The organism is Pseudaminobacter soli (ex Zhang et al. 2022) (assembly GCF_014595955.1).
Lineage (GTDB): Bacteria > Pseudomonadota > Alphaproteobacteria > Rhizobiales > Rhizobiaceae > Kumtagia > Kumtagia pseudosoli.
In genome coordinates this window covers 136,806-155,057 of sequence record NZ_JABVCF010000011.1, presented here as the reverse complement: position 1 = coordinate 155,057, position 18,252 = coordinate 136,806, and the positions used below count along the sequence as shown (strand labels likewise).

At 61.4% G+C, this 18,252-nt stretch carries 19 protein-coding genes and 1 pseudogene; 13 read left to right on the top strand and 7 right to left on the bottom strand.

The genetic code is table 11. The annotated features are described in order from the left end of the window. Positions 1 to 10 precede the first annotated feature (10 nt). A complete protein-coding gene (gene rpoD, locus HUI96_RS20310) occupies positions 11 to 2,038 on the top strand; it encodes an RNA polymerase sigma factor RpoD (protein ID WP_188256514.1) in 2,028 nt (675 codons plus the stop codon). 37 nt (positions 2,039 to 2,075) lie between these two features. On the opposite strand, the gene HUI96_RS20305 is transcribed toward rpoD, so the two are convergent. Further along, positions 2,076 to 2,663, bottom strand: coding sequence for a TetR/AcrR family transcriptional regulator (locus tag HUI96_RS20305; RefSeq protein ID WP_188256513.1), 588 nt, complete (start codon positions 2,661 to 2,663; stop codon positions 2,076 to 2,078). A gap of 69 nt (positions 2,664 to 2,732) precedes the next feature. Here HUI96_RS20305 and HUI96_RS20300 point away from each other — a divergent pair, with 69 nt between their 5' ends. Both HUI96_RS20300 and HUI96_RS20295 read left to right on the top strand, forming a co-directional pair. After that, on the top strand, positions 2,733 to 3,158 hold the full coding sequence (locus tag HUI96_RS20300; protein WP_188256512.1) for a VOC family protein: 426 nt from the start codon (positions 2,733 to 2,735) through the stop codon (positions 3,156 to 3,158). Between the two features lie 421 nt (positions 3,159 to 3,579). Next, positions 3,580 to 3,855, top strand: a pseudogene (locus HUI96_RS20295) (transposase); the annotation flags it as partial. A 111-nt stretch (positions 3,856 to 3,966) separates the two neighbouring features. On the opposite strand, the gene HUI96_RS20290 reads toward HUI96_RS20295, so the two are convergent. Then, the gene (locus HUI96_RS20290) at positions 3,967 to 5,865 is read right to left on the bottom strand and encodes a hypothetical protein (RefSeq protein WP_188256511.1); all 1,899 of its coding nucleotides are present in this window, start codon (positions 5,863 to 5,865) and stop codon (positions 3,967 to 3,969) included. Between the two features lie 254 nt (positions 5,866 to 6,119). Here HUI96_RS20290 and HUI96_RS20285 point away from each other — a divergent pair, with 254 nt between their 5' ends. The 4 genes from HUI96_RS20285 to HUI96_RS20270 all read left to right on the top strand — a co-directional run bounded on the left by HUI96_RS20285 (position 6,120) and on the right by HUI96_RS20270 (position 8,110). Continuing rightward, positions 6,120 to 6,413: a GYD domain-containing protein gene (locus tag HUI96_RS20285; RefSeq protein ID WP_188256510.1), complete on the top strand. Its 294-nt coding sequence runs from the start codon at positions 6,120 to 6,122 to the stop codon at positions 6,411 to 6,413. A 68-nt stretch (positions 6,414 to 6,481) separates the two neighbouring features. Beyond that, positions 6,482 to 7,090, top strand: a complete 609-nt coding sequence (locus HUI96_RS20280) for a Uma2 family endonuclease (RefSeq protein WP_188256509.1) — start codon at positions 6,482 to 6,484, stop codon at positions 7,088 to 7,090. A gap of 220 nt (positions 7,091 to 7,310) precedes the next feature. Further along, positions 7,311 to 7,733 carry a secondary thiamine-phosphate synthase enzyme YjbQ gene (locus tag HUI96_RS20275; RefSeq protein WP_188256508.1) on the top strand — a complete coding sequence of 141 codons (423 nt, stop codon included), beginning with the start codon at positions 7,311 to 7,313 and terminating at the stop codon, positions 7,731 to 7,733. 89 nt (positions 7,734 to 7,822) lie between these two features. Continuing rightward, positions 7,823 to 8,110, top strand: coding sequence for an HlyU family transcriptional regulator (locus tag HUI96_RS20270; RefSeq protein WP_188256507.1), 288 nt, complete (start codon positions 7,823 to 7,825; stop codon positions 8,108 to 8,110). A gap of 54 nt (positions 8,111 to 8,164) precedes the next feature. On the opposite strand, the gene HUI96_RS20265 is transcribed toward HUI96_RS20270, so the two are convergent. After that, positions 8,165 to 8,983, bottom strand: a complete 819-nt coding sequence (locus tag HUI96_RS20265; RefSeq protein WP_337918493.1) for a lytic transglycosylase domain-containing protein — start codon at positions 8,981 to 8,983, stop codon at positions 8,165 to 8,167. Positions 8,984 to 9,313: 330 nt separating this feature from the next. Here HUI96_RS20265 and HUI96_RS20260 point away from each other — a divergent pair, with 330 nt between their 5' ends. The 4 genes from HUI96_RS20260 to HUI96_RS20245 all read left to right on the top strand — a co-directional run bounded on the left by HUI96_RS20260 (position 9,314) and on the right by HUI96_RS20245 (position 12,375). After that, the gene (locus tag HUI96_RS20260; protein WP_188256506.1) at positions 9,314 to 9,871 is read left to right on the top strand and encodes a methylated-DNA--[protein]-cysteine S-methyltransferase; all 558 of its coding nucleotides are present in this window, start codon (positions 9,314 to 9,316) and stop codon (positions 9,869 to 9,871) included. Between the two features lie 194 nt (positions 9,872 to 10,065). Further along, positions 10,066 to 10,539 carry a transcription elongation factor GreA gene (gene greA, locus HUI96_RS20255; protein ID WP_188256505.1) on the top strand — a complete coding sequence of 158 codons (474 nt, stop codon included), beginning with the start codon at positions 10,066 to 10,068 and terminating at the stop codon, positions 10,537 to 10,539. A gap of 13 nt (positions 10,540 to 10,552) precedes the next feature. Continuing rightward, complete coding sequence (locus HUI96_RS20250; protein ID WP_425299253.1) at positions 10,553 to 11,632, top strand: glycosyltransferase family 4 protein; 1,080 nt, start codon at positions 10,553 to 10,555, stop codon at positions 11,630 to 11,632. Further along, on the top strand, positions 11,629 to 12,375 hold the full coding sequence (locus HUI96_RS20245; protein ID WP_188256504.1) for a glycosyltransferase family 25 protein: 747 nt from the start codon (positions 11,629 to 11,631) through the stop codon (positions 12,373 to 12,375). The genes HUI96_RS20250 and HUI96_RS20245 overlap by 4 nt, the downstream gene beginning before the upstream one ends. Before the next feature lie 37 nt (positions 12,376 to 12,412). On the opposite strand, the gene HUI96_RS20240 is transcribed toward HUI96_RS20245, so the two are convergent. Further along, complete coding sequence (locus HUI96_RS20240) at positions 12,413 to 13,114, bottom strand: glycosyltransferase (protein WP_188256503.1); 702 nt, start codon at positions 13,112 to 13,114, stop codon at positions 12,413 to 12,415. A 141-nt stretch (positions 13,115 to 13,255) separates the two neighbouring features. On the opposite strand from HUI96_RS20240, the gene HUI96_RS20235 reads away from it, so the two are divergent. Both HUI96_RS20235 and HUI96_RS20230 read left to right on the top strand, forming a co-directional pair. Next, a complete protein-coding gene (locus HUI96_RS20235) occupies positions 13,256 to 13,882 on the top strand; it encodes a glycosyltransferase family 29 protein (RefSeq protein WP_188256502.1) in 627 nt (208 codons plus the stop codon). 44 nt (positions 13,883 to 13,926) lie between these two features. After that, a complete protein-coding gene (locus tag HUI96_RS20230; RefSeq protein ID WP_188256501.1) occupies positions 13,927 to 14,709 on the top strand; it encodes a TylF/MycF/NovP-related O-methyltransferase in 783 nt (260 codons plus the stop codon). Here HUI96_RS20230 and HUI96_RS20225 read toward each other — a convergent pair. The 3 genes from HUI96_RS20225 to HUI96_RS20215 all read right to left on the bottom strand — a co-directional run bounded on the left by HUI96_RS20225 (position 14,687) and on the right by HUI96_RS20215 (position 18,215). After that, positions 14,687 to 15,355 (bottom strand): hypothetical protein, encoded by a 669-nt coding sequence (locus HUI96_RS20225; protein ID WP_188256500.1) that lies wholly within the window; start codon positions 15,353 to 15,355, stop codon positions 14,687 to 14,689. The genes HUI96_RS20230 and HUI96_RS20225 overlap by 23 nt on opposite strands. 138 nt (positions 15,356 to 15,493) lie before the next feature. Next, positions 15,494 to 16,342: a hypothetical protein gene (locus HUI96_RS20220; protein ID WP_188256499.1), complete on the bottom strand. Its 849-nt coding sequence runs from the start codon at positions 16,340 to 16,342 to the stop codon at positions 15,494 to 15,496. A 37-nt stretch (positions 16,343 to 16,379) separates the two neighbouring features. Next, entirely contained in the window at positions 16,380 to 18,215 is a 1,836-nt protein-coding gene (locus HUI96_RS20215) for an acyltransferase family protein (RefSeq protein WP_337918505.1), read from the bottom strand. Positions 18,216 to 18,252 lie beyond the last annotated feature (37 nt).

The following is an 18,252-nucleotide window of genomic DNA, read 5'->3' as shown; positions in this document are numbered from 1 at the left end:
TAGGCACGGAATGGCGACAAAGGAAAAGGAAGAGGCCGAGACTGAACGCGAGGGCGCGCCCGATGGCCCGCTTCTCGACCTCTCCGATGACGCTGTCAAGAAAATGATCAAGGCCGCCAAGAAGCGCGGCTACGTCACCATGGACGAACTGAACTCGGTCCTGCCGTCGGAGGAAGTCACCTCCGAGCAGATCGAGGATACGATGTCCATGCTCTCGGACATGGGCATCAACGTCGTCGAGGATGACGAGGCCGGCGAAGAGGCCGAGGCAGCCGAAGGCGACGCGGAAGAAGAGGCGACTGAACTCGCCGAGCAGACCGGCACCGCGGTCGCCACAACGACCACCAAGAAGGAACCCACCGACCGTACCGACGACCCCGTGCGCATGTATCTGCGCGAGATGGGTTCGGTCGAGCTTCTGTCGCGCGAGGGCGAGATCGCGATCGCCAAGCGCATCGAGGCCGGCCGCGAGACGATGATCGCAGGTCTCTGCGAGAGCCCCCTCACCTTCCAGGCCATCATCATCTGGCGCGACGAGCTCAACGAGGGCAAGATCCTGCTACGCGAGATCATCGATCTCGAGGCGACCTATGCCGGCCCCGAGGCCAAGCAGGCGCCGAGCCCCGAGCGGCAGGAAGAACTCGAACGCCCCAAGACGCCCGAAGACCGCACGCCGCCTCGCCGTGCATCGCGCGAGGACGACGACATCACCAATGTCGGCGGCGAGATGCGCGCAGAGGAAGAGGACGACGACGAGGACGAGCAGAACCTGTCGCTGGCCGCCATGGAAGCCGAGCTGCGGCCGCAGGTGATGGAGACCCTCGACGTCATCGCCGACACCTACCGCAGGCTGCGCAAGCTTCAGGACCAGCAGGTTGAGGCCCGCCTGGGTGACAGCGAGCGGCTGTCGCCGAGCCAGGACAAGAAGCTGAAGGAACTGAAGGACCAGCTCATCAAGGCGGTGAAATCGCTGTCGCTCAACAATGCCCGCATCGAGGCGCTGGTCGAGCAACTCTACGACATCAACAAGCGGCTGGTGCAGAACGAGGGCAAGCTGCTGCGCCTGGCCGAAAGCTACGGCGTGCGCCGCGAGGAATTCCTCCGTGAATATCAGGGATCGGAACTCGACACCAACTGGCTCACCCGCGTCGGCGAGCTGACCACCCGCGGCTGGAAGGAGTTCGCCAGGAACGAGGCGGCGACCGTCAATGCGCTGCGCTCCGAGATCCAGAACCTCGCCACCGAAACCGCGATCTCGATCTCGGAATTCCGCAAGATCGTGAACCAAGTGCAGAAGGGCGAGCGCGAGGCGGCAATCGCCAAGAAGGAGATGGTCGAAGCGAACCTCCGTCTCGTGATCTCGATCGCCAAGAAGTACACGAACCGCGGCCTGCAGTTCCTGGACCTCATCCAGGAGGGCAACATCGGCCTGATGAAGGCGGTCGACAAGTTCGAGTACCGTCGCGGCTACAAGTTCTCGACCTACGCCACATGGTGGATCCGGCAGGCGATCACCCGTTCGATCGCCGACCAGGCGCGCACGATCCGCATCCCGGTCCACATGATCGAGACGATCAACAAGATCGTGCGGACCTCGCGCCAGATGCTGCACGAGATTGGCCGCGAGCCGACGCCGGAAGAGCTTGCCGAGAAGCTGGCGATGCCGCTCGAGAAGGTCCGCAAGGTGCTGAAGATCGCCAAGGAGCCGATCAGCCTCGAGACCCCGGTGGGCGACGAGGAGGATTCGCATCTCGGCGATTTCATCGAGGACAAGGGCGCCATCCTGCCGATCGACGCGGCAATTCAGGCGAACCTGCGCGAGACCACGACGCGTGTGCTCGCCTCGCTCACCCCGCGCGAAGAGCGCGTGCTACGCATGCGCTTCGGCATCGGCATGAACACCGACCATACGCTGGAGGAAGTCGGTCAGCAGTTCTCGGTGACGCGCGAGCGTATCCGCCAGATCGAGGCCAAGGCGTTGCGCAAGCTCAAGCATCCGAGCCGCAGCCGCAAGCTGCGAAGCTTCCTCGACAGCTAAGACTTCAAGAAAGGCCCGGCACAGTCCGGGCCTTTTTTCATGGACGAAGTCCCTTGATCAGATCGCCGATCACAGCCTGGTATTCGGCTGTCTCCGCTTCGTTCCGGATCGCCAGGGCCGCGCGGTCGAATGCCGCGCCGAGCAGGGCGCATAGCTGATCGAGCGGCAGCGGGCGGATCTCTCCCTGCTCCATGGCGTAGGCGAGACCCTCGCGCAGAGTGCGGCCTGCATGGCGCGCATCGATCGCGTCCATCTCCGCACGTCCCAGAACGGCAGGGCCATCGAGCAGGAGCAACCGTGTACGGCCGGGAACGGCCATGGCGGAAAAGAAAGCGTTTCCGCCAGCAATCAACATCTCGATTGCCGTCCCGTCTGACGACTTGCGAACGATCTCCTCGGCGACCGCTGCCGATTCATGTTCCACCACGGCCCGGAACAGCGCCTGCTTGTCCGCGAAATGGTGATAGAGGGCGCCGCGGGTAACGCCTGCTGCGGCGACGATCTCCGGCGTGCCCGTCTCGGCGTAACCCTTCTCCACGAACAGGCTTCTGGCGGCCTTAATCAGCGCTGCACGGGTCGCTTCCGTTCGCTCGCGGTTGGTTCGGGAAACAGTTCCTTCTTGCATACATACAGCCTGTATGTTAAATTGGCTTGTACATGCAGTATGTATGTTTTCTAGCCAGAGGAAAAGCCCGTGAGAGTGACGAGCTACTATCCTGTCATCATGACAGACGCCGTCGAGCAAACGGCGGCTTTCTATGTTCGGCATTTCGGGTTCGCTCCGGCCTTCGAGAGCGATTGGTATGTCCATCTGACCTTGAAGCAGGACCCGGCGATCAACCTGGCCATTCTCGACGGCTCCCACGAGACGATACCGGCGTCCGGCAGGAGCAGGGTGTCGGGCCTTCTCATCAATTTCGAGGTCGAGGATGTCGATGCCGAGCACGAGCGGCTGAAGGCGGCCGGGCTGCCGATCCTGCTTCCACTGCGCGACGAGGCATTTGGCCAGCGTCATTTCATTACCGCGGATCCGAACGGAGTCCTGATCGACGTCATAAAGCCGATCGCCCCGAGTGCAGAGTTTGCCAACAGTTATGCACCGGACGCGCTGCCGAGTTGAGGTGCTGCAAACATGGGGACCGCGTGCTGGGCATGTGCTTCGGCATCAGCCTGAGCATTGACTACGCACTCGAGGAAGTCTGCCAGCGGCCATAGCACTACGCAACCTGGCGCATCCGAGCGGGTCCAGGAGTTCGGGAACTTCTTGACAGTTGATCGGTACCCACAACCGGACCTAGTCGTCATAGATCGGTCCGGTTGCAACCGGTTGGTTGCAGGCCCAGGAGCGCCTGAGTAATATCTGCTCTCCTTAGTCAGGGGGAACCCAGATGAGCATCGTACGATTAGGAATCCTGGTTATATGGGCGCTCACTATGGCGGCCGGTGCTGCAATGGCGGAACCGCCTCTCGTCGCCATTTGACGTTGCCATGCGCTATGCCCGATCGAGCCCGGCTTACCGCCGCTGGGCGACTTCCGCAGGGGCCACTGGCGCGCCCTGACCTTCCTTGGCACGCTGCGCTGGAATCGGCTTTCCCCCATTCGTATTCGAAGGCCCCATCAATGGTCGGAGCTTCCGGGCCTATCTCTGGCAGCAGTTCCTGCCGGTGCTCAAACCCGTCATCATGGACATTCTCCGCTCGCACCAGTCGGCCGCCGTGCGGCAGATGATCCGGACGGCAGGCGCCGGCTCTGGTACTTACCGCACTATTCCCCCGACCTCAATGCGATCGAGCAAGCATCCGCCAAGATCAAGCACTGAATGCCCTGGAGTGCAAACTTTGACGAATGTGACGCAGTTTGTCTCTCGACGGAACTCTTCGCTTGAATAGCGCTAGCGCGCCTTTGCGAGCTCTTAGCCAATTCCCTTTCAGCGATCGCGCCAACTCAATTCGACATCAAGATCCAGAAGTAACTTCTCGACCTCATCTCGGGTCTCCTTTGCATCAGTCGAGTCCAACGGCCCCAGAAGAGTCCGGGACAGTTTCAGGGCGGCCTCGGCACTCTTTAGTTCGCGCACGACCCAGGCGGCATACTCTGAACGCGCGGCTCTCCTTGACCCTATGCTCGCCAGCCTGTGCAACGCAAGCACGCGCAAGTTCTCTGCTCGTGTCTGAAGTACGAATTGCTGGGGATATTGGCGGGCGAGGCAACCGTAGTCCGCATTGACGACTTGCTCCGCGTAAGCCCTCGTCTGAGGAATATAGTTTCGTGCGAAATCGGAATGCTGAGTTGCTCGCCGGGCGTAAACAGCCTTCGAAGAAAGCAATCCAAGCGACAGGGTCAAAGCGTCACGAGGAAGCCCACCCGGGCATTGAGGCCTGTAAGCAGGCTCCGTCTCGAACCCATCAGCTATAAGCTCGATCCGATCATTTCCGAAAATCTTCTCGTAGTACTCCTGCACTGGGGGCAATGTGCCGTACAGGTTGATAAGGAGTTCAGTATTTTTAAGATGTGAATCAAGATCCGTCTGTCTTTGCGCCGGCTCTCGGCGAAACAACGATTCGAACAGGAGGTATTCTGTCGCATGTATCCGCAGCTTGAACCACAGGAAGGCAGGTTCTTCATGGTCCATTTTGTAGCGCTCGAAGGCTTCGAGCCACTGATCCAGCACTGCAACGCCCGTAAGTTCCTGATTATCCAACTGCAATAGCGCAGCGTACAGTATCGAGATGTATGGCCGACGTTCGGCAAGTATGTTGAACAAATCCGCGGCGCTGTACGGCGTAACCGCACCTGAGCAATGGCCGTTTGATTTCTTGGGTCTCAAGGTCTCAAGGACGCCTGCCTGGTCGGCGGCTACGTCAATCGCCTGATGAAGCTTCGTAGCCAGATTGCGCGCTGTCTCATCCACCTCATCAACAAATTGGTTTTCTGGGGAGGGCTGTGACATGCGCGCTAGTGATAGATAATGAAGCTTCGCTACTTCGGGTTTCAGGCCCATCAACAGCGAGCGACCGAACCCGCGATCGCCGGTTTGCTCATTGAGAAATCGGATACATTCGGTGAGTGCGTAAACATTATTGCGGTAGGTGTCAGCCGCTGTTTCAAGGCGCTCCGTGAGCACCAAGACGCGATCCGGCCCCGGCACCCGGCTCAACTCGGGATAACGGCCGGCAGTTTGCCAGTCCATTTCAATTCGAGACGCATCTGTCTTCATATGGATATGGAGGTCAGCCACCGTTCTCAGGCCGAATTCCTCATCGGCTGGCCGGTGGGCGCCCCTTGGGCCAAAGGTCAGTGGAGCCCAATTATTCCCCTTTCTTGCATCGTCTGAACGCGTCGTTGCTGCGGCAAGCGTCACATTGAGGAAACCTGTGTTGATCGACGCTCCGCGCAGAAGCTCTGCGAGCGGCGTTGAGGTCGTGCCAACAATGAACAGTAGTACTAGGGCGATCCCCTCCACTTTCTGGGAGAGCGAAAGATCCGAGCTAGGCGGCAACCTGTAGGCCCGCCTGAGCCATACCGCCAAGATCGCGCCAAACGCGATACCTAGAAGGCACTGTGCAAACCAAAGTTCGGTGAACTGGTCCCACCAATTCTCAAGCGACGACCGAATCCCGGCCAAGCGCCGATAAGCCAGCAGGTACCCCATCCCGACGATGACGCCCACTACGATAAACAACGAAGCCAGCGTCATAATATTGTGGGCAACTCTTCGGACGAAATGCCGCCTGGCAAGAGGCTTCCACGCTCTGCTCGGATCCATGGCGAAGAGAAGAGTCACAACAAGCCAGCTCAAAGCTGCGCACATGACGAACTGCGCCACCCTTGCCTCCCTTCTTAACTCTACTAAAAGATGTGTTATAGTAACTACACTACTTTAAGTAGATGCGCGAGAGCAACTCTTTTGAGCGCGATTGCGAAAGTCTCGTCGTGTCGTAACCCGCCTACTGTGGCGTGATCTGCGCTCCCGCCGCTTGCCCCCAATCGCCCGCGGGAGCATACTCCTCCATGGTGGGGGCGGAATGTCCGGCGCCGATCCTCTGTCCGATACGTTTCGGCGCCAGAGGGAGGTGAACCATGACCACCTATGTGCTTCTCATAAACTGGACCGATCAGGGCGTCAGGAATGTTCGGGAGTCGCCGAAGCGGCTCGATGCGGCTAAGAAGGCCCTTTCGGACATGGGAGGCTCCTTCCGGGAGTTCTTCCTGACCATGGGCGACTACGACATGGTCGCAGTCTGCGAAGCTCCCGACGATGCGGTGATGGCGCGGTTCGCGCTGCAACTCTCGACGGGAGGCAATGTGCGCACCCGCACCTTGAAGGCTTTCCCTGAAGCCGCCTATCGGGAGATCATCTCGTCGTTCGGGTGACCCCCGGCTGCCTGCCATCACTGGGCGTCTGCGTGGCAAGCAGGCGCCCTTTGTGTTAGGGTTGCGGCATGAATACGCACACGGCCGACTTCCTGCCCATGCCGGCAACCACGCAGGCCGCGGAAGGCCTGCCCAGGCGCGCCTGGACAGTCGCCGAGATCGAAGCGATGACGCGGGCAGGCATCATCGATGAGGACGAGCGGTTCGAACTGATCGGGGGAGAGGTCGTTCCGATGCAAGCCAAGGGCGGGCGCCACGAGATGGTCAAGGTCGAGCTGAACCGCCAATTCCAGCGGAGGATCTCGGACGAACTGTCGATTGCGCAGGAAACCACGCTGCGGCTAGACGACAAGAGCTTCCTCGAACCCGACTTCTGCGTGTTTCAGCGATCGATCTTTCCGGGCGACCTGCGCGGCCCGGACGTGCTGCTGGCGATAGAAGTGGCCGACTCGAGCCTCGCCTATGACCGCGGCCGCAAGATCGGCGTCTATGCGGCCTATGGCATCCCCGAGGTCTGGGTCATCGACGCCAACGGTCTGGTAACGCATGTCTTCAGGCGACTTGGCGTCGAGGGTTACCGCTCCATAACCCAAGCCGGATCGAACGAAGAACTGACGGCCATTCGCGCCCCGAGCGTCTCCATGTGCCTGGACAAGTTCGGCCTCAAGCCTCTTTGATCTTCCGCCGGCTTGATCGTGAACGTCGAAGCAACACGCGACACCGACGGCGCCGGTTTCAGCCTGTCGCGTTGCGCCGAGGTGTTCGGGGTCAAGTAGGGACGCGCTTAAGCGCAGCCGAACGTCGCAGCGGGGCTGCCGCTCAATTTTTTGAACAGCGCTCACGCAACCCTCACGAAGCTGACGCGTATGTTTTAGCGCGCCCTGGAGGAGTAAGAGCGTGGCCCAGACGACGATCGAGATCCGCACCAACGGTCAGGGTCTCTACGAACTCACGGACCGGGCGGAGAGTTTTGTCCGGGATGCCGGCGCGGATACAGGGCTGCTCACGGTGTTCGTGCGTCACACCTCGTGCTCGCTGCTCATCCAGGAGAACGCCGATCCGGATGTCCGCCGCGACCTTGAGGCCTTCATGCGCCGCCTCGTGCCGCCGGCGGACGATCCGGCGATGAGCTATCTGACCCATCGGCTCGAGGGACCTGACGACATGCCGGCGCATATCAAGGCGGCACTGACGCTCGTTTCGCTATCGATCCCGGTCACCGGCGGCCGCCTGGCGCTGGGCACCTGGCAGGGCATCTATCTGTTCGAGCATCGTACCGCGCCGCATCGCCGGCAGGTCGTGCTTCATCTCGGACCTTGAATGGGGCTGCAATCCTCACGCCCGTGGGTGGCGCTCGACGCGCCGAATGCAATTGAGCTAGTTTTCCTGAAACAACAGAGGAAATCGCGATGTCATTCCTGAAGCGTCTGTTCGGTGGCGCTGGCGGCGCACAGGAAAGCGCCAAGCCTGCCGGCCGCGGGGTGGAATACAAGGGCTTCACCATCCGTGCTGCACCCTACAAGTCGGAGGGGCAGTTCCAGACCTGCGGGATCATATCCAAGGAGATAGACGGCGCGATGAAGGAGCACCGATTCGTTCGGGCCGACCGCTTCGCTTCCGAAGACGATGCCGCTGACATGGCTCTGCGAAAGGGTCAGCAGATCGTCGATGAGCAAGGGGAGCGGATGTTCGGCTGACGTCAGGGCCTGGCCGGGCGGATTTTCACTGCACGGTCGCAGTGTTGACGGCGCCTATAAATGCGGTTGGCGGCGTCTCACCCGGTCGGTGCCGAGGCCGGTCTCTTCGAGCAGCCCCATTCGCTTGGCATCATAGTAGTAGCCGCGTTGGTAGAGGCGATCGGCGCGCTCGTGATCCCCGTCCGCGACGAGATAGGCGCCGCGCAGATATTTGACCGCGTACATCAAATTTGTCTCGGCATCGAACAGGCCGCGCGCCGGCCCCAGATAGCCCATGCCGCGCGCCGTCGCGTGCTTGATCTGCATCAGCCCGTAATGCCCCCGACTGAAGGCCGAGGGATTGAAGTTGCTCTCGCGCTTGACCACCCGCCGGACCAGATCCACCGGCACTTCGTAGACGGCGGCGTATTTCGCGATCAGTTGATCGAGCTGCGCTCGCGGATCGTCCAGCTTGACTAGGGAGGCCGGGGCGAGTGCCGCCTCGGTCATCTCCGAACCAGTCTCCACAGACGCAACTACGACGCCCTTTTCCGGTTGAGACGCCGAACCGGTCTGGCCTGCCGCATTCGCAACGGCAGTGCCGGCCTTCGCATTAGGCACTGGAACCATGGTGCCATCCGGGAGAGTAACCTCGGTCGCCGCGACACCGGTGGCGGCCTCTCCCGCCTGCTCCGCCTGGCCAGACACCTGCGCGCTTAACTCAGGCGCCATGGGCGCGCTCGCGGCGGTGGCAGCCGCTGCTAGAGCCTGCGAGGCCTCAGGCGCTTCCGCGTAACTCGCTAGTGCCATAATCGGCTCGCCGGAGGACTGGGTCGGGAGCACGGCCACGGTTTCCGGAAGCGGCGTGTCGTCCGGCCCAAGATCGTAGCTCACCACCGGAACCGGAGTGCTCGTTTCGGTCGTCGCGCAGCCGGCAAGGAGCGCAGGCGCGAGACCTCCAAGGAGGAGGAGCTTCCTCGAGAATAAAGGCAATGCCGGTTCTGCCGTGCTGTTGTCCCCAGAGCCGCATTACCCAAATTTAAGGATTGCGGCAATCGCATCTCGTGCGTCGCGGCGGAACAATCTGAGAAGCTCTTGAAATTGCTTGCAAACTCAAGGCGCGCTCCCGTTCTTGCCATGCAGTCAACTTCTCTACAGCCGATGCGTTCGTGCTTTGTACCAGGCCCGACCTTTGGTAAGCTCATCGCGAAGGAGACTCGCACAATGGAGCCTCTAGCCTCGGGCTACACGCTATTCGAAACCCGCCTCGGCTGGATCGGCATCGCCTGGACACCGGCTGGCGTCTTGCACCTCCAGCTTCCGGAAAGCGATCGCCGCAGCACCGCGGCAAGACTGCTCAAGCGCGGATCGCCCGCGATTGCCGCTGAGCCTCCAGCCCGCGTCCAGGAAGCAATAGCGGCAATTGAACGCTATGCAGGCGGCGAGAAGGTGGACTTCTCCGCGATCGAACTCGATCTTGACGGCTCCGACGAATTCCGACGGGCGATCTACCGGCAGGCGCGCAGCCTCTCCTATGGCGAGACCACCACCTACGGCGCTCTGGCCGAATCGGCCGGTCATCCGGGCATGGCGCGAGAGACCGGGCAGGCAATGGCTAGCAATCCGGTTCCCATCATCATCCCCTGCCATCGCGTGCTTGCGGCGGGTGGACGCATGGGCGGATTCTCGGCGCCGGGTGGGCAGGCGACCAAGCGGCGGCTGCTCGAGATGGAGCGCGCGAGGCCGCCCTCCCCTGCCGGACAGGCTGCCTTTCCCTTCTAGCGGCGGATGCGCGTGACGCCCCGAAAATCGGTGGAATGTTTTTGGGCGTGAAAATTCCGACAGCGTTGCTATATTGGCGGCGAAAGAGCTGAGAACGGTCCCCTTTTCTGCGGGCCGTTTTCTTTTTTTGTTTGCCGCCTAGCAGGTTTGACACCGACCCGGGCGCGACACAGAAGCGGAAGGGCCGAACTGAAATGATCAAGGTTCCGATGACAGCCGGTGGTTTCGCAGCGCTCAAGGAAGAACTGCGCTGGCGTCAACAGGAAGAGCGGCAGCGCATTATCGAGGCGATCTCTGAGGCGCGCTCGCACGGCGATCTTTCCGAGAATGCCGAATACCACGCCGCCAAGGAAGCGCAGAGCCTCAACGAGGGTCGAATCGCCGAACTCGAGGATTTCGTCGCGCGCGCCGAAGTCATCGACATCTCCAAGCTGTCGGGTACGACGATCAAGTTCGGCGCCACGGTCGAACTCGTCGATGAGGACACCGAGGAGACGAAGACCTACCAGATCGTCGGCGATCAGGAGGCCGACGTGAAGTCGGGCCGCATCTCCATCTCCTCTCCGATCGCCCGCGCCTTGATCGGCAAGGAGGTCGGCGATTCCGTCGAGGTGAATGCGCCCGGCGGCCCGCGCGGCTACGAGATCACCAAGCTCAGCTTCGTCTGACCAGAGCGCCCCGATGCTTGCTCCATCAGCGCCGGCGACCGGCGCTGCCCCCGATATGTCGCACATCGAGGTGATCGCACCTCATTTCAAGCGGCGATTGTCGGGCGTGACCAGCACCATCATTCAGCTCGTCCCGGTGCAGGCGAGGCAGATCGGCATCACCACGTTTGGGCCGGGCCTGCCGGACGGGCTTCCCAAAATGCGGTTCTGGCAGATGCCGCTCCTGTGGCGCCGGCCCGCATCCGGCCGCAAACGCATCTGGCATGCGCGCCGAAACATCGAGATGGTGGGCGGCATTCTGTTCAAGGCGCTCGGCGCGCCGTTGCATCTCATGTTCACCTCCGCCGGCCAGCGCCACCACAAGCCCTTCACCAAATGGCTGATTCGGCGGATGGATGCCGTGGTGGCGACGAGCGGCCGCTCGGGCAGCTACCTCGAGGTTCCGCACCAGGTGATCATGCACGGGATCGACCTGGAAGCGTTCCATCCGCCGCGCACCGCAGAAGACAACTTCGCAGCGGCCGGATTGCCCGGGAAGTATGCGATCGGCTGCTTCGGGCGCGTGCGGCCCCAGAAGGGAACAGACCTTTTCGTCGAGGCGATGATCGAACTGTTGCCTGATCATCCTGACTGGACTGCGGTGATCACTGGACGGGTAAGGCCTGAGCATCGGGCCTGGACCGAGGGCCTGAAGGCTCGCATCGCAGCGGCCGGTCTTCAGGACCGCATCCTCTTTCTGGGTGAGGTTCCCGACATAAGGGTCTGGTACCGGCGCGTCTCGCTTTATGTTGCGCCTTCACGCAACGAGGGTTTTGGCCTGACGCCGCTCGAAGCCATGGCATCGGGTTCGGCCGTCGTGGCGAGCGATGCGGGCGCCTATGCTGAAATGATCGTTCCCGGCGTCACCGGAGCCGTGGTGCCAGCCAGTGACGGCGAGTCTCTTCGCGAAGCGGTTCGCCCCTATCTGGCTGATCCGGGGCTCGCGAAGCGTCATGGAGAGGCGGGGCTGGCGCATGTCTGGAGCCATTTCCCGCTCCAGAATGAAGCCAACGGCCTTCACTCGGTGTACCAGAAGATGTGGGCTCGGGGATGAATACGAGCCTGGACCTTCCGCTGCAGGTCGGGGCCTTCGTCATTCATCTGCGACGCGCCGAACGACGCCGCCCGCAGGCCGAGCGTCTCGCCTCCATGCTACCGATGCCCGTCACCATTCTCGATGCCGTCGACGGGCTTCAACTCTCCGATGAAGACGTGCAAGCCGTCTACCGACGGCGGCTGCACCGGCCGCGCTACCCCTTCGAACTGCGCCGGACCGAGGTCGGCTGCTTCCTGTCCCACAGAAAAGCCTGGCGTGAGATCGTCGATCGCGGACTGGACGCAGGTTTGATCATCGAGGATGACGTCGAGCCTGACGGTCCACATTTCGACACGGCCTTGCAGTTGGCACTGCAGTCGATCCGGCCCGGCGACTATATCCGCTTCCCCTACCGGGACTATACGGACAAAGGAACGCTCGCGGCGGAGGCGGGAGAGGCTAGGCTCGTTCACCCGAAACGGCTGGGCGCGGGCATGCAGATGCAATTGGTGGGCCGCCAGGCTGCGATCGAGTTGCTGAAGGCCACGGAAGTGTTCGACAGACCGGTCGACACCACGATTCAGCTACGATGCATACCCGCAGTCCGCGTGTTGGCGATGCACCCGCCGATCATCCGCCAGATCGGCCACCTGCTCGGCGGGTCGGTCGTTCAGAAGAAGACCCGAAAGCCGCTCGACGTGCTCTCGCGGGAGATCAAACGGGCGAGCTATCGCCTGGCCTTGCGGCTGCGCCAGATCTGAGGTTCGGCCTCCCGCTCTGTCCGGCAGGTTTGCCCGGTCAGATCGGCTTCCAGCCGGGCTCGACCGTGTCGGCCTCCCGGCGCCACTCGTCGCCATAGTCGACGTTCTGCCAGTCCTTGAACCAGGGGCCGCCGCTCGTAAAGTGGACCGCCTTCGGATAGCCCGACGCCGGCTTGTCGTTCCAGCCTTCCAGCCAGTTCCATTCGATCGGAAGCGAACCGATCTCCTCGTCGGCCGCCCACTGCATGCGGTGCAGATAGGCGCCGCTCTCGCTGTTGATCACCTCGGGCGTCAGCTTGCGGGTCGAGGGGTGCTCGCAGTTGAAGAGCATGAAGGACGACCAGTTTTTCCTGGGATAGGCGGTCTGCACCTTCCCGTCCATCTTCACCGATTCCTTCGGCTTGTAGTCGTGCTGCGCGCAGAGAACGGCCTTGGACGGGTCGCGGTAGGACAGGAGGCCGGCGACATCGCCGAAGAAGAGGAAGTCGCAGTCGCAGAACAGCGCCCAGCCCTTGAAACCGGCGAGATACGGCGTGAAGAACCGGGAATAAGTGAACTCGGTCGAGGCGAGCGGATCGACCTCCCTCGTATATGCGCCCTGCTCGATCAGTTCCTGCAGCTTGATCGGGATCACTTCGACGGGGATGCTGGAATTCTTGAGGAGCGAGTGCCTGGCGACGTCATAGGCGATCGGCTCGCGCGAATCCCAGCCGATGTACACCTTCAAACCGTCACCCATGGCAATCCTCGCTGATATCTCGCTGCTGGGGCAATAGCGGCTTGATGGCGATTATTCAACAGCGGCCCCCGCGCCCTGTTGAAGACCGAGTTCCCCTTGAAGTAGAGGTCCGACTTCTCTTACGGGCGGGCGGATGCGCGCATGAACACACCGAAGCGAGTGACTATTGTCGGGAACGGCCCGCTTCGGCCGGGCTCGGCCGATTTCATCGAAGCGGCGGACGTGGTGATCCGGTTCAACAACCCGAAGCAGCCGCTCGACCAAGTCGGAACAAAGACCGACATCATCTTCATGATGAATTCCGGCAAGCCCATGCAGGCCAGGCTTGCCAACCAGGGCTTCCTCCAATCTCCGGTCCTTCGCAACGCGAAGGAGATCATACTGGCCTACCACCCCACCGTAATCGCGCGCTATCACCCGAAGCCGAACCCGCTGTCATGGCTGAAGGGACGACGGACCGACTGGACGTGGCGGATCATCGAGGTGTTCGGCAAGTTGGGAAAATCGGTCACCATCCTGCCCGTAACCTTCTACGAGGAAAGCTGCGACGAATTGGGCCTGGAGCTGGTGCAGAGACACAAGGTCTTTCCCAGTACCGGCTATCTCGGCACCCGATACGCGCTGCAGCGATTTCCGGCTCCGGAGTGGCGCATTGAACTGGTGGGCTTCAGTTGGGCCGGATGGAAGAGACATGACTGGGCGGGCGAGGAAAACTGGATGAGACGGAAGCAGCAGGAAGGGCTCCTGGATCTTTCTGCACTCATCTGAAACCGCAGCGCCCCCACCTTGGCCTCGCCAATCAAGGAATCTGTATGAAAAACTTCATCTCGAGAATCCTGAACTCGAAGCTCGTTCAGCAGTACTCGTCCTCACCCGAAGTACGGCGCAAGGCGCGGTTCAAGCTTCTCAACCGCTATGCGAAGAAGAACGATCTCCAGCTCTACAGGCACAACCTGATCTGGTACCACGACGAGGAATTTCTCAGGGCGCGAGCGAAGTCCATCACCGGCGTTCCCGATGATCGGTGCTTCACGCTGCTCGATCTCGCTCGCAAGACGCGCGCGATTGCTGGCGACATCGCCGAATGCGGATCGCGCTTCGGCCGATCGGCCACCTTCATGCTGACTGGGCGCGGGCCTGCAAGCGAGAAGACGCTGTTCGTCTTCGACTCCTTCGAGGGCCTGTCGGAACCCACGGCCGAGGATAGGCTGGAAGGCGGAGAGGCGTACTGGAGCAAGGGCGACATCCTCGCGCCGATCGAGATCATCAAGGAGAACCTGAAGGACTACCCGAAGGTCCAGATCATGCAGGGCTGGATACCCGCCCGCTTCCCGGAGGTTGCCGACCGGTCGTTCTCGTTGGTCCACATCGATGTCGACCTCCACCAGCCGACGCTGGACAGCCTGGAGTTCTTCTATCCGCGTATGACCACCGGGGGCTTCATCGTCTGCGACGATTACGGTTCCGAACACTGCCCAGGCGCGAGACGCGCATTCGACGAGTTCTTCGCGGATAAGCCCGAGACCGTCCTGCACCTGACCACCGGCCAGTGCGTTGTCACAATCCTGGAGACTAGCCGGCCTGCCACAGCTTGATCCCGGCTTCGGCCGACAGGTCCGGTTCGGTGGTGAACAGTTCGGGCCTGTCCTTGAGCCTGGATAGGACGAACGCGTCCTCCGAAACCTGCAGGCGCTTGCGCGCCAGCTCGTTGTAGAAATGGCCCTGCTTGGAGAGCGAGATGCCGCACAGGACTATTTGTGGCACTCCGACAAAGAGCGCGTAGCAAAGACCGGCGACGCCGTTGCTTGCCTTGCCGATATCGCCCGTGCCGCGGACGCTCTCGCCGGCCATCAGTTCCACAAGGCCATCGCGCTCGGTGCGCGTGACCGCCATGATGCTGTCCACCCGAACCCGGGGCATCGTCAGGAGTTGGAGCCTCAGGAGCCAGCTCGGATTGGTGTTGTACCAGAGAAGCCCCCGCGTGTTCAGGTTTGGGTGCTCGGACCAGGGCTTGCTTTTCTTGCGAAGGGTGAGATCGGCGCGCCCCAGACCCAAGGAGGCCGCGCTCAGGCCAGAATTGTTTATGTCGACGCGCGCATGAGTGGACAGTATCCCCTCCGGGATGGTCGGCGACGGCGCTGCGCCAAGGATCAGCCACGGCCGATCGAGGATTCCCAGCTTTGCGAGCCACTTCTGTTGACGGCTGCGGAAAACGGACCAGTCGATCTCAGCGCGTGACATTCTTCAATCGGAGCCTTCAGCTTCGTAATGCGCTCTAGCAGCCCTGTTCGCACCCGCATAGGCCTGAGCGTCGGGAGCGATCTCGCGAACGGTGGTGGTTACGCGCCCCCCGAGGTCGGCCCGCTTGATTCCCCCCTGCTAGGCCAGGAGTTGCTTCACGTGATCCCAGGCATCGCCGTTGCGCAGTTCCTCAGCCGTCCATTGCCGCCAGGCCAGGGCATGGCACCATTTGGTCCGATCGGGACGGGACAGGGGTTCAAGGACCGAGTGCGCCGCGACGGGATAGGCCAGCGAGCCGGGATCGGTGATCACCGCCGGCACGCCGGATAGAACCGCCTCCACATCCGTCGATGAGTTGAACGACACGATGAAGGAGGCGCAGGCGAGGTCCTCCTTGAGCGTTCTGGTGGAGAGTTCGGCGCCCTCAGGACAGGGCGTCGGCCGATCGGGGTGGGGCCGGTAGACCACGCGATGGCCTGCGCTCAGTAGCAGCCGGACCTGCTCCTCGAGCCACGCCATGAAGCTGGCGCCGTGCAGGGAGACGTCGTTGGCGCCCTTGCCTATTACAAGCACGTACTCTCCCGCCCCCTCCTTCCAGGGTTTTAGGTGATGCGCAAAATGCGTGCGCCATCTCTCGCCGTTGTCCGCCGGAGGCGCGAACCTGCCGCGCCCGTTGAACCCGTCGAGGGCCAGGCTGCACCACTCCTTTCGATTGGGCAGAAAACCCCGCTCCAGCACCAGCACATGGCGCCCCGAGGAAAGCATGCCCTCGATGAGGCGGTGCTGCTTCCACGACCAAACGACGGCAATGTCGCTGTCGGGAACCTCATATTTCTTCGCCTTCGACGTCCTGACCCCATGGCGCTTCATGCCCACCCGCAGCGCATGGCCAAGCTGGTATTTGTCGCTCAGCTTCGACCATCGTTTCCAGGAGACCGGAAAAGGCCAGAAGTGCGGGTAGGTGTGGAAGGAAACGTGCAGCGTCATTCAGATTCGGACAGGGTATCACCAGCTATCATCAGTTCTAGGATGCTCCTGTCTTGGAGGCGGAGAAAAAGATTCGGTGAAGTATTGGATTTCGCATCAACATCGCGCCGAATATCTCCTCGCCCTTCGCCGACCAGTGAGTCGCGTCCGAGTAGGTGTACTCGCCGTCTACGACAAACAGCGCAGGCGTCAACTTTCCGATGGTCTCGAGTTTCGAGATATAAGTCACCGGAACACCTGACGCCCCCAATCTCTTTCTGACCTCGTCCTCAACATCCTTTATGTGCTGGTTTTCAGCTCTCAGGAAGCTCTCCCCGAGTGTCGGCTGGGTGGCCACGGGCACAAAATGCTCGACTTCGTAATTCGGCTCCTCCTGAGGTCCCAGCCAAACCGTCTCGATCCCCGTTCCGGCGAGCTTGGCAACGAAGTCGACAGTCCCGTCGATAACCTCAAGGTCCACCGGCAGGCTGATGTAATCGGTGAGGAAATAGCTGCCCTTCTGCGTGAAAACGATACTGTCGATCTTGCTCTTGTTGCTGGCAAGAAAATTCGGCAGTTCACGGAAGTAGCACTCGTGCAGCGGCCGGACGGGCCGGCAACCGCCATCTGTGATCCCGATCACATGCCTGTCGCCGCTATTGGAGGCCAAGGCGTCGAACAGGTCGGATCCGTGGCTGTCGCCGAGGATAAGAACTGCCGAACCGCGCTGCTTGAAACATTCGTCGAGCTTCGACTGCAACTCTGGGGTTATCTTCTCAGACCGGTAATGACAGGGATCGACATGAACGGTCAGGCGCCGAGCACTGGCAAGCAGGCTCGCGGTCTCGGCCGAAAGTCTCCAATGCCAGCCTCCCCCCAATACGACAGAAACGCCCAAAGCGATGATCGACGCTCCCAACACAGCGGTTCGCGTGGCGAAGCGGCCCATCTCCCCTTTGCCGGGCCTTGGATGGCGGAATGGTTGTTCCACGAACCGATGGAGCGCGGTGGCGAGCACGAAGGAGCCGACCACCAAGGCAGTGCGGTCGAACAGGGTAAGCGGCCGGTAGTTCACGTAGAAGTAGAAGACGAAGAGCGGCCAGTGAACGAGATACAGCGAGTAGCTGATCTTGCCGATCCATACACTGACCGGGTTCCTGGTCAGAAGACCGGCCAGGCTCGCATCGCGAGCATAGATGACGAGAGCGGCGCCTACTGTGGGAAGCAACGCGAGCAGCCCCGGAAAATGCATCTCCGGCGTGATCAGGTGTGCCGCTGCGGCGATCATCGCCAGGCCGCAAACAGCTGCAAATTCCGAAGCTAGCCGTGGCGCTTGATAACGCTCCAGCCAGACGAGCCCGGCGCCGATGGCGAACTCATAGATGCGGAACGGCGTAAGGAAGAAAGCGGCCTCACGGTCGTGCCAAAACTCGGCAGCCAATAAGGTACAGATGCCCAAGGCGACGAAGACACTCAAAAATGCTCTGCGCCGAAGGCGCAAGGCGAAAAGGAGGAACACTGGCCATATCAGGTAAAACTGCTCTTCCACCCCCAGCGACCAGGTATGCAGGAGGACCTTGTAGGTCTTGCTGACGTCGAAATAGCCGGACTGAGAGAAGAAGAATATATTGGAGACGGACAGTACGGCCGTCATCATCTCGCGGACGAACCGCTTCAGGTGTTCGGGCGACAGAACCACGACGGCCACCAGCGCGCTGACGATCAGGACGGAGACGAGCGCCGGAAACAACCTGCGTATCCGCCTTACATAGAACTCGGCAAATCTGAAATTGCCTGTCGTCGAGATCTCCTCGCTGATCAGCCGCGTGATCAGATAGCCGCTGATGACGAAGAAGACGTCCACCCCGACAAAGCCGCCCCCGAAGCCGGGCACGCCGAAGTGGAAGAGCATCACGGAGAGCACGGCAATG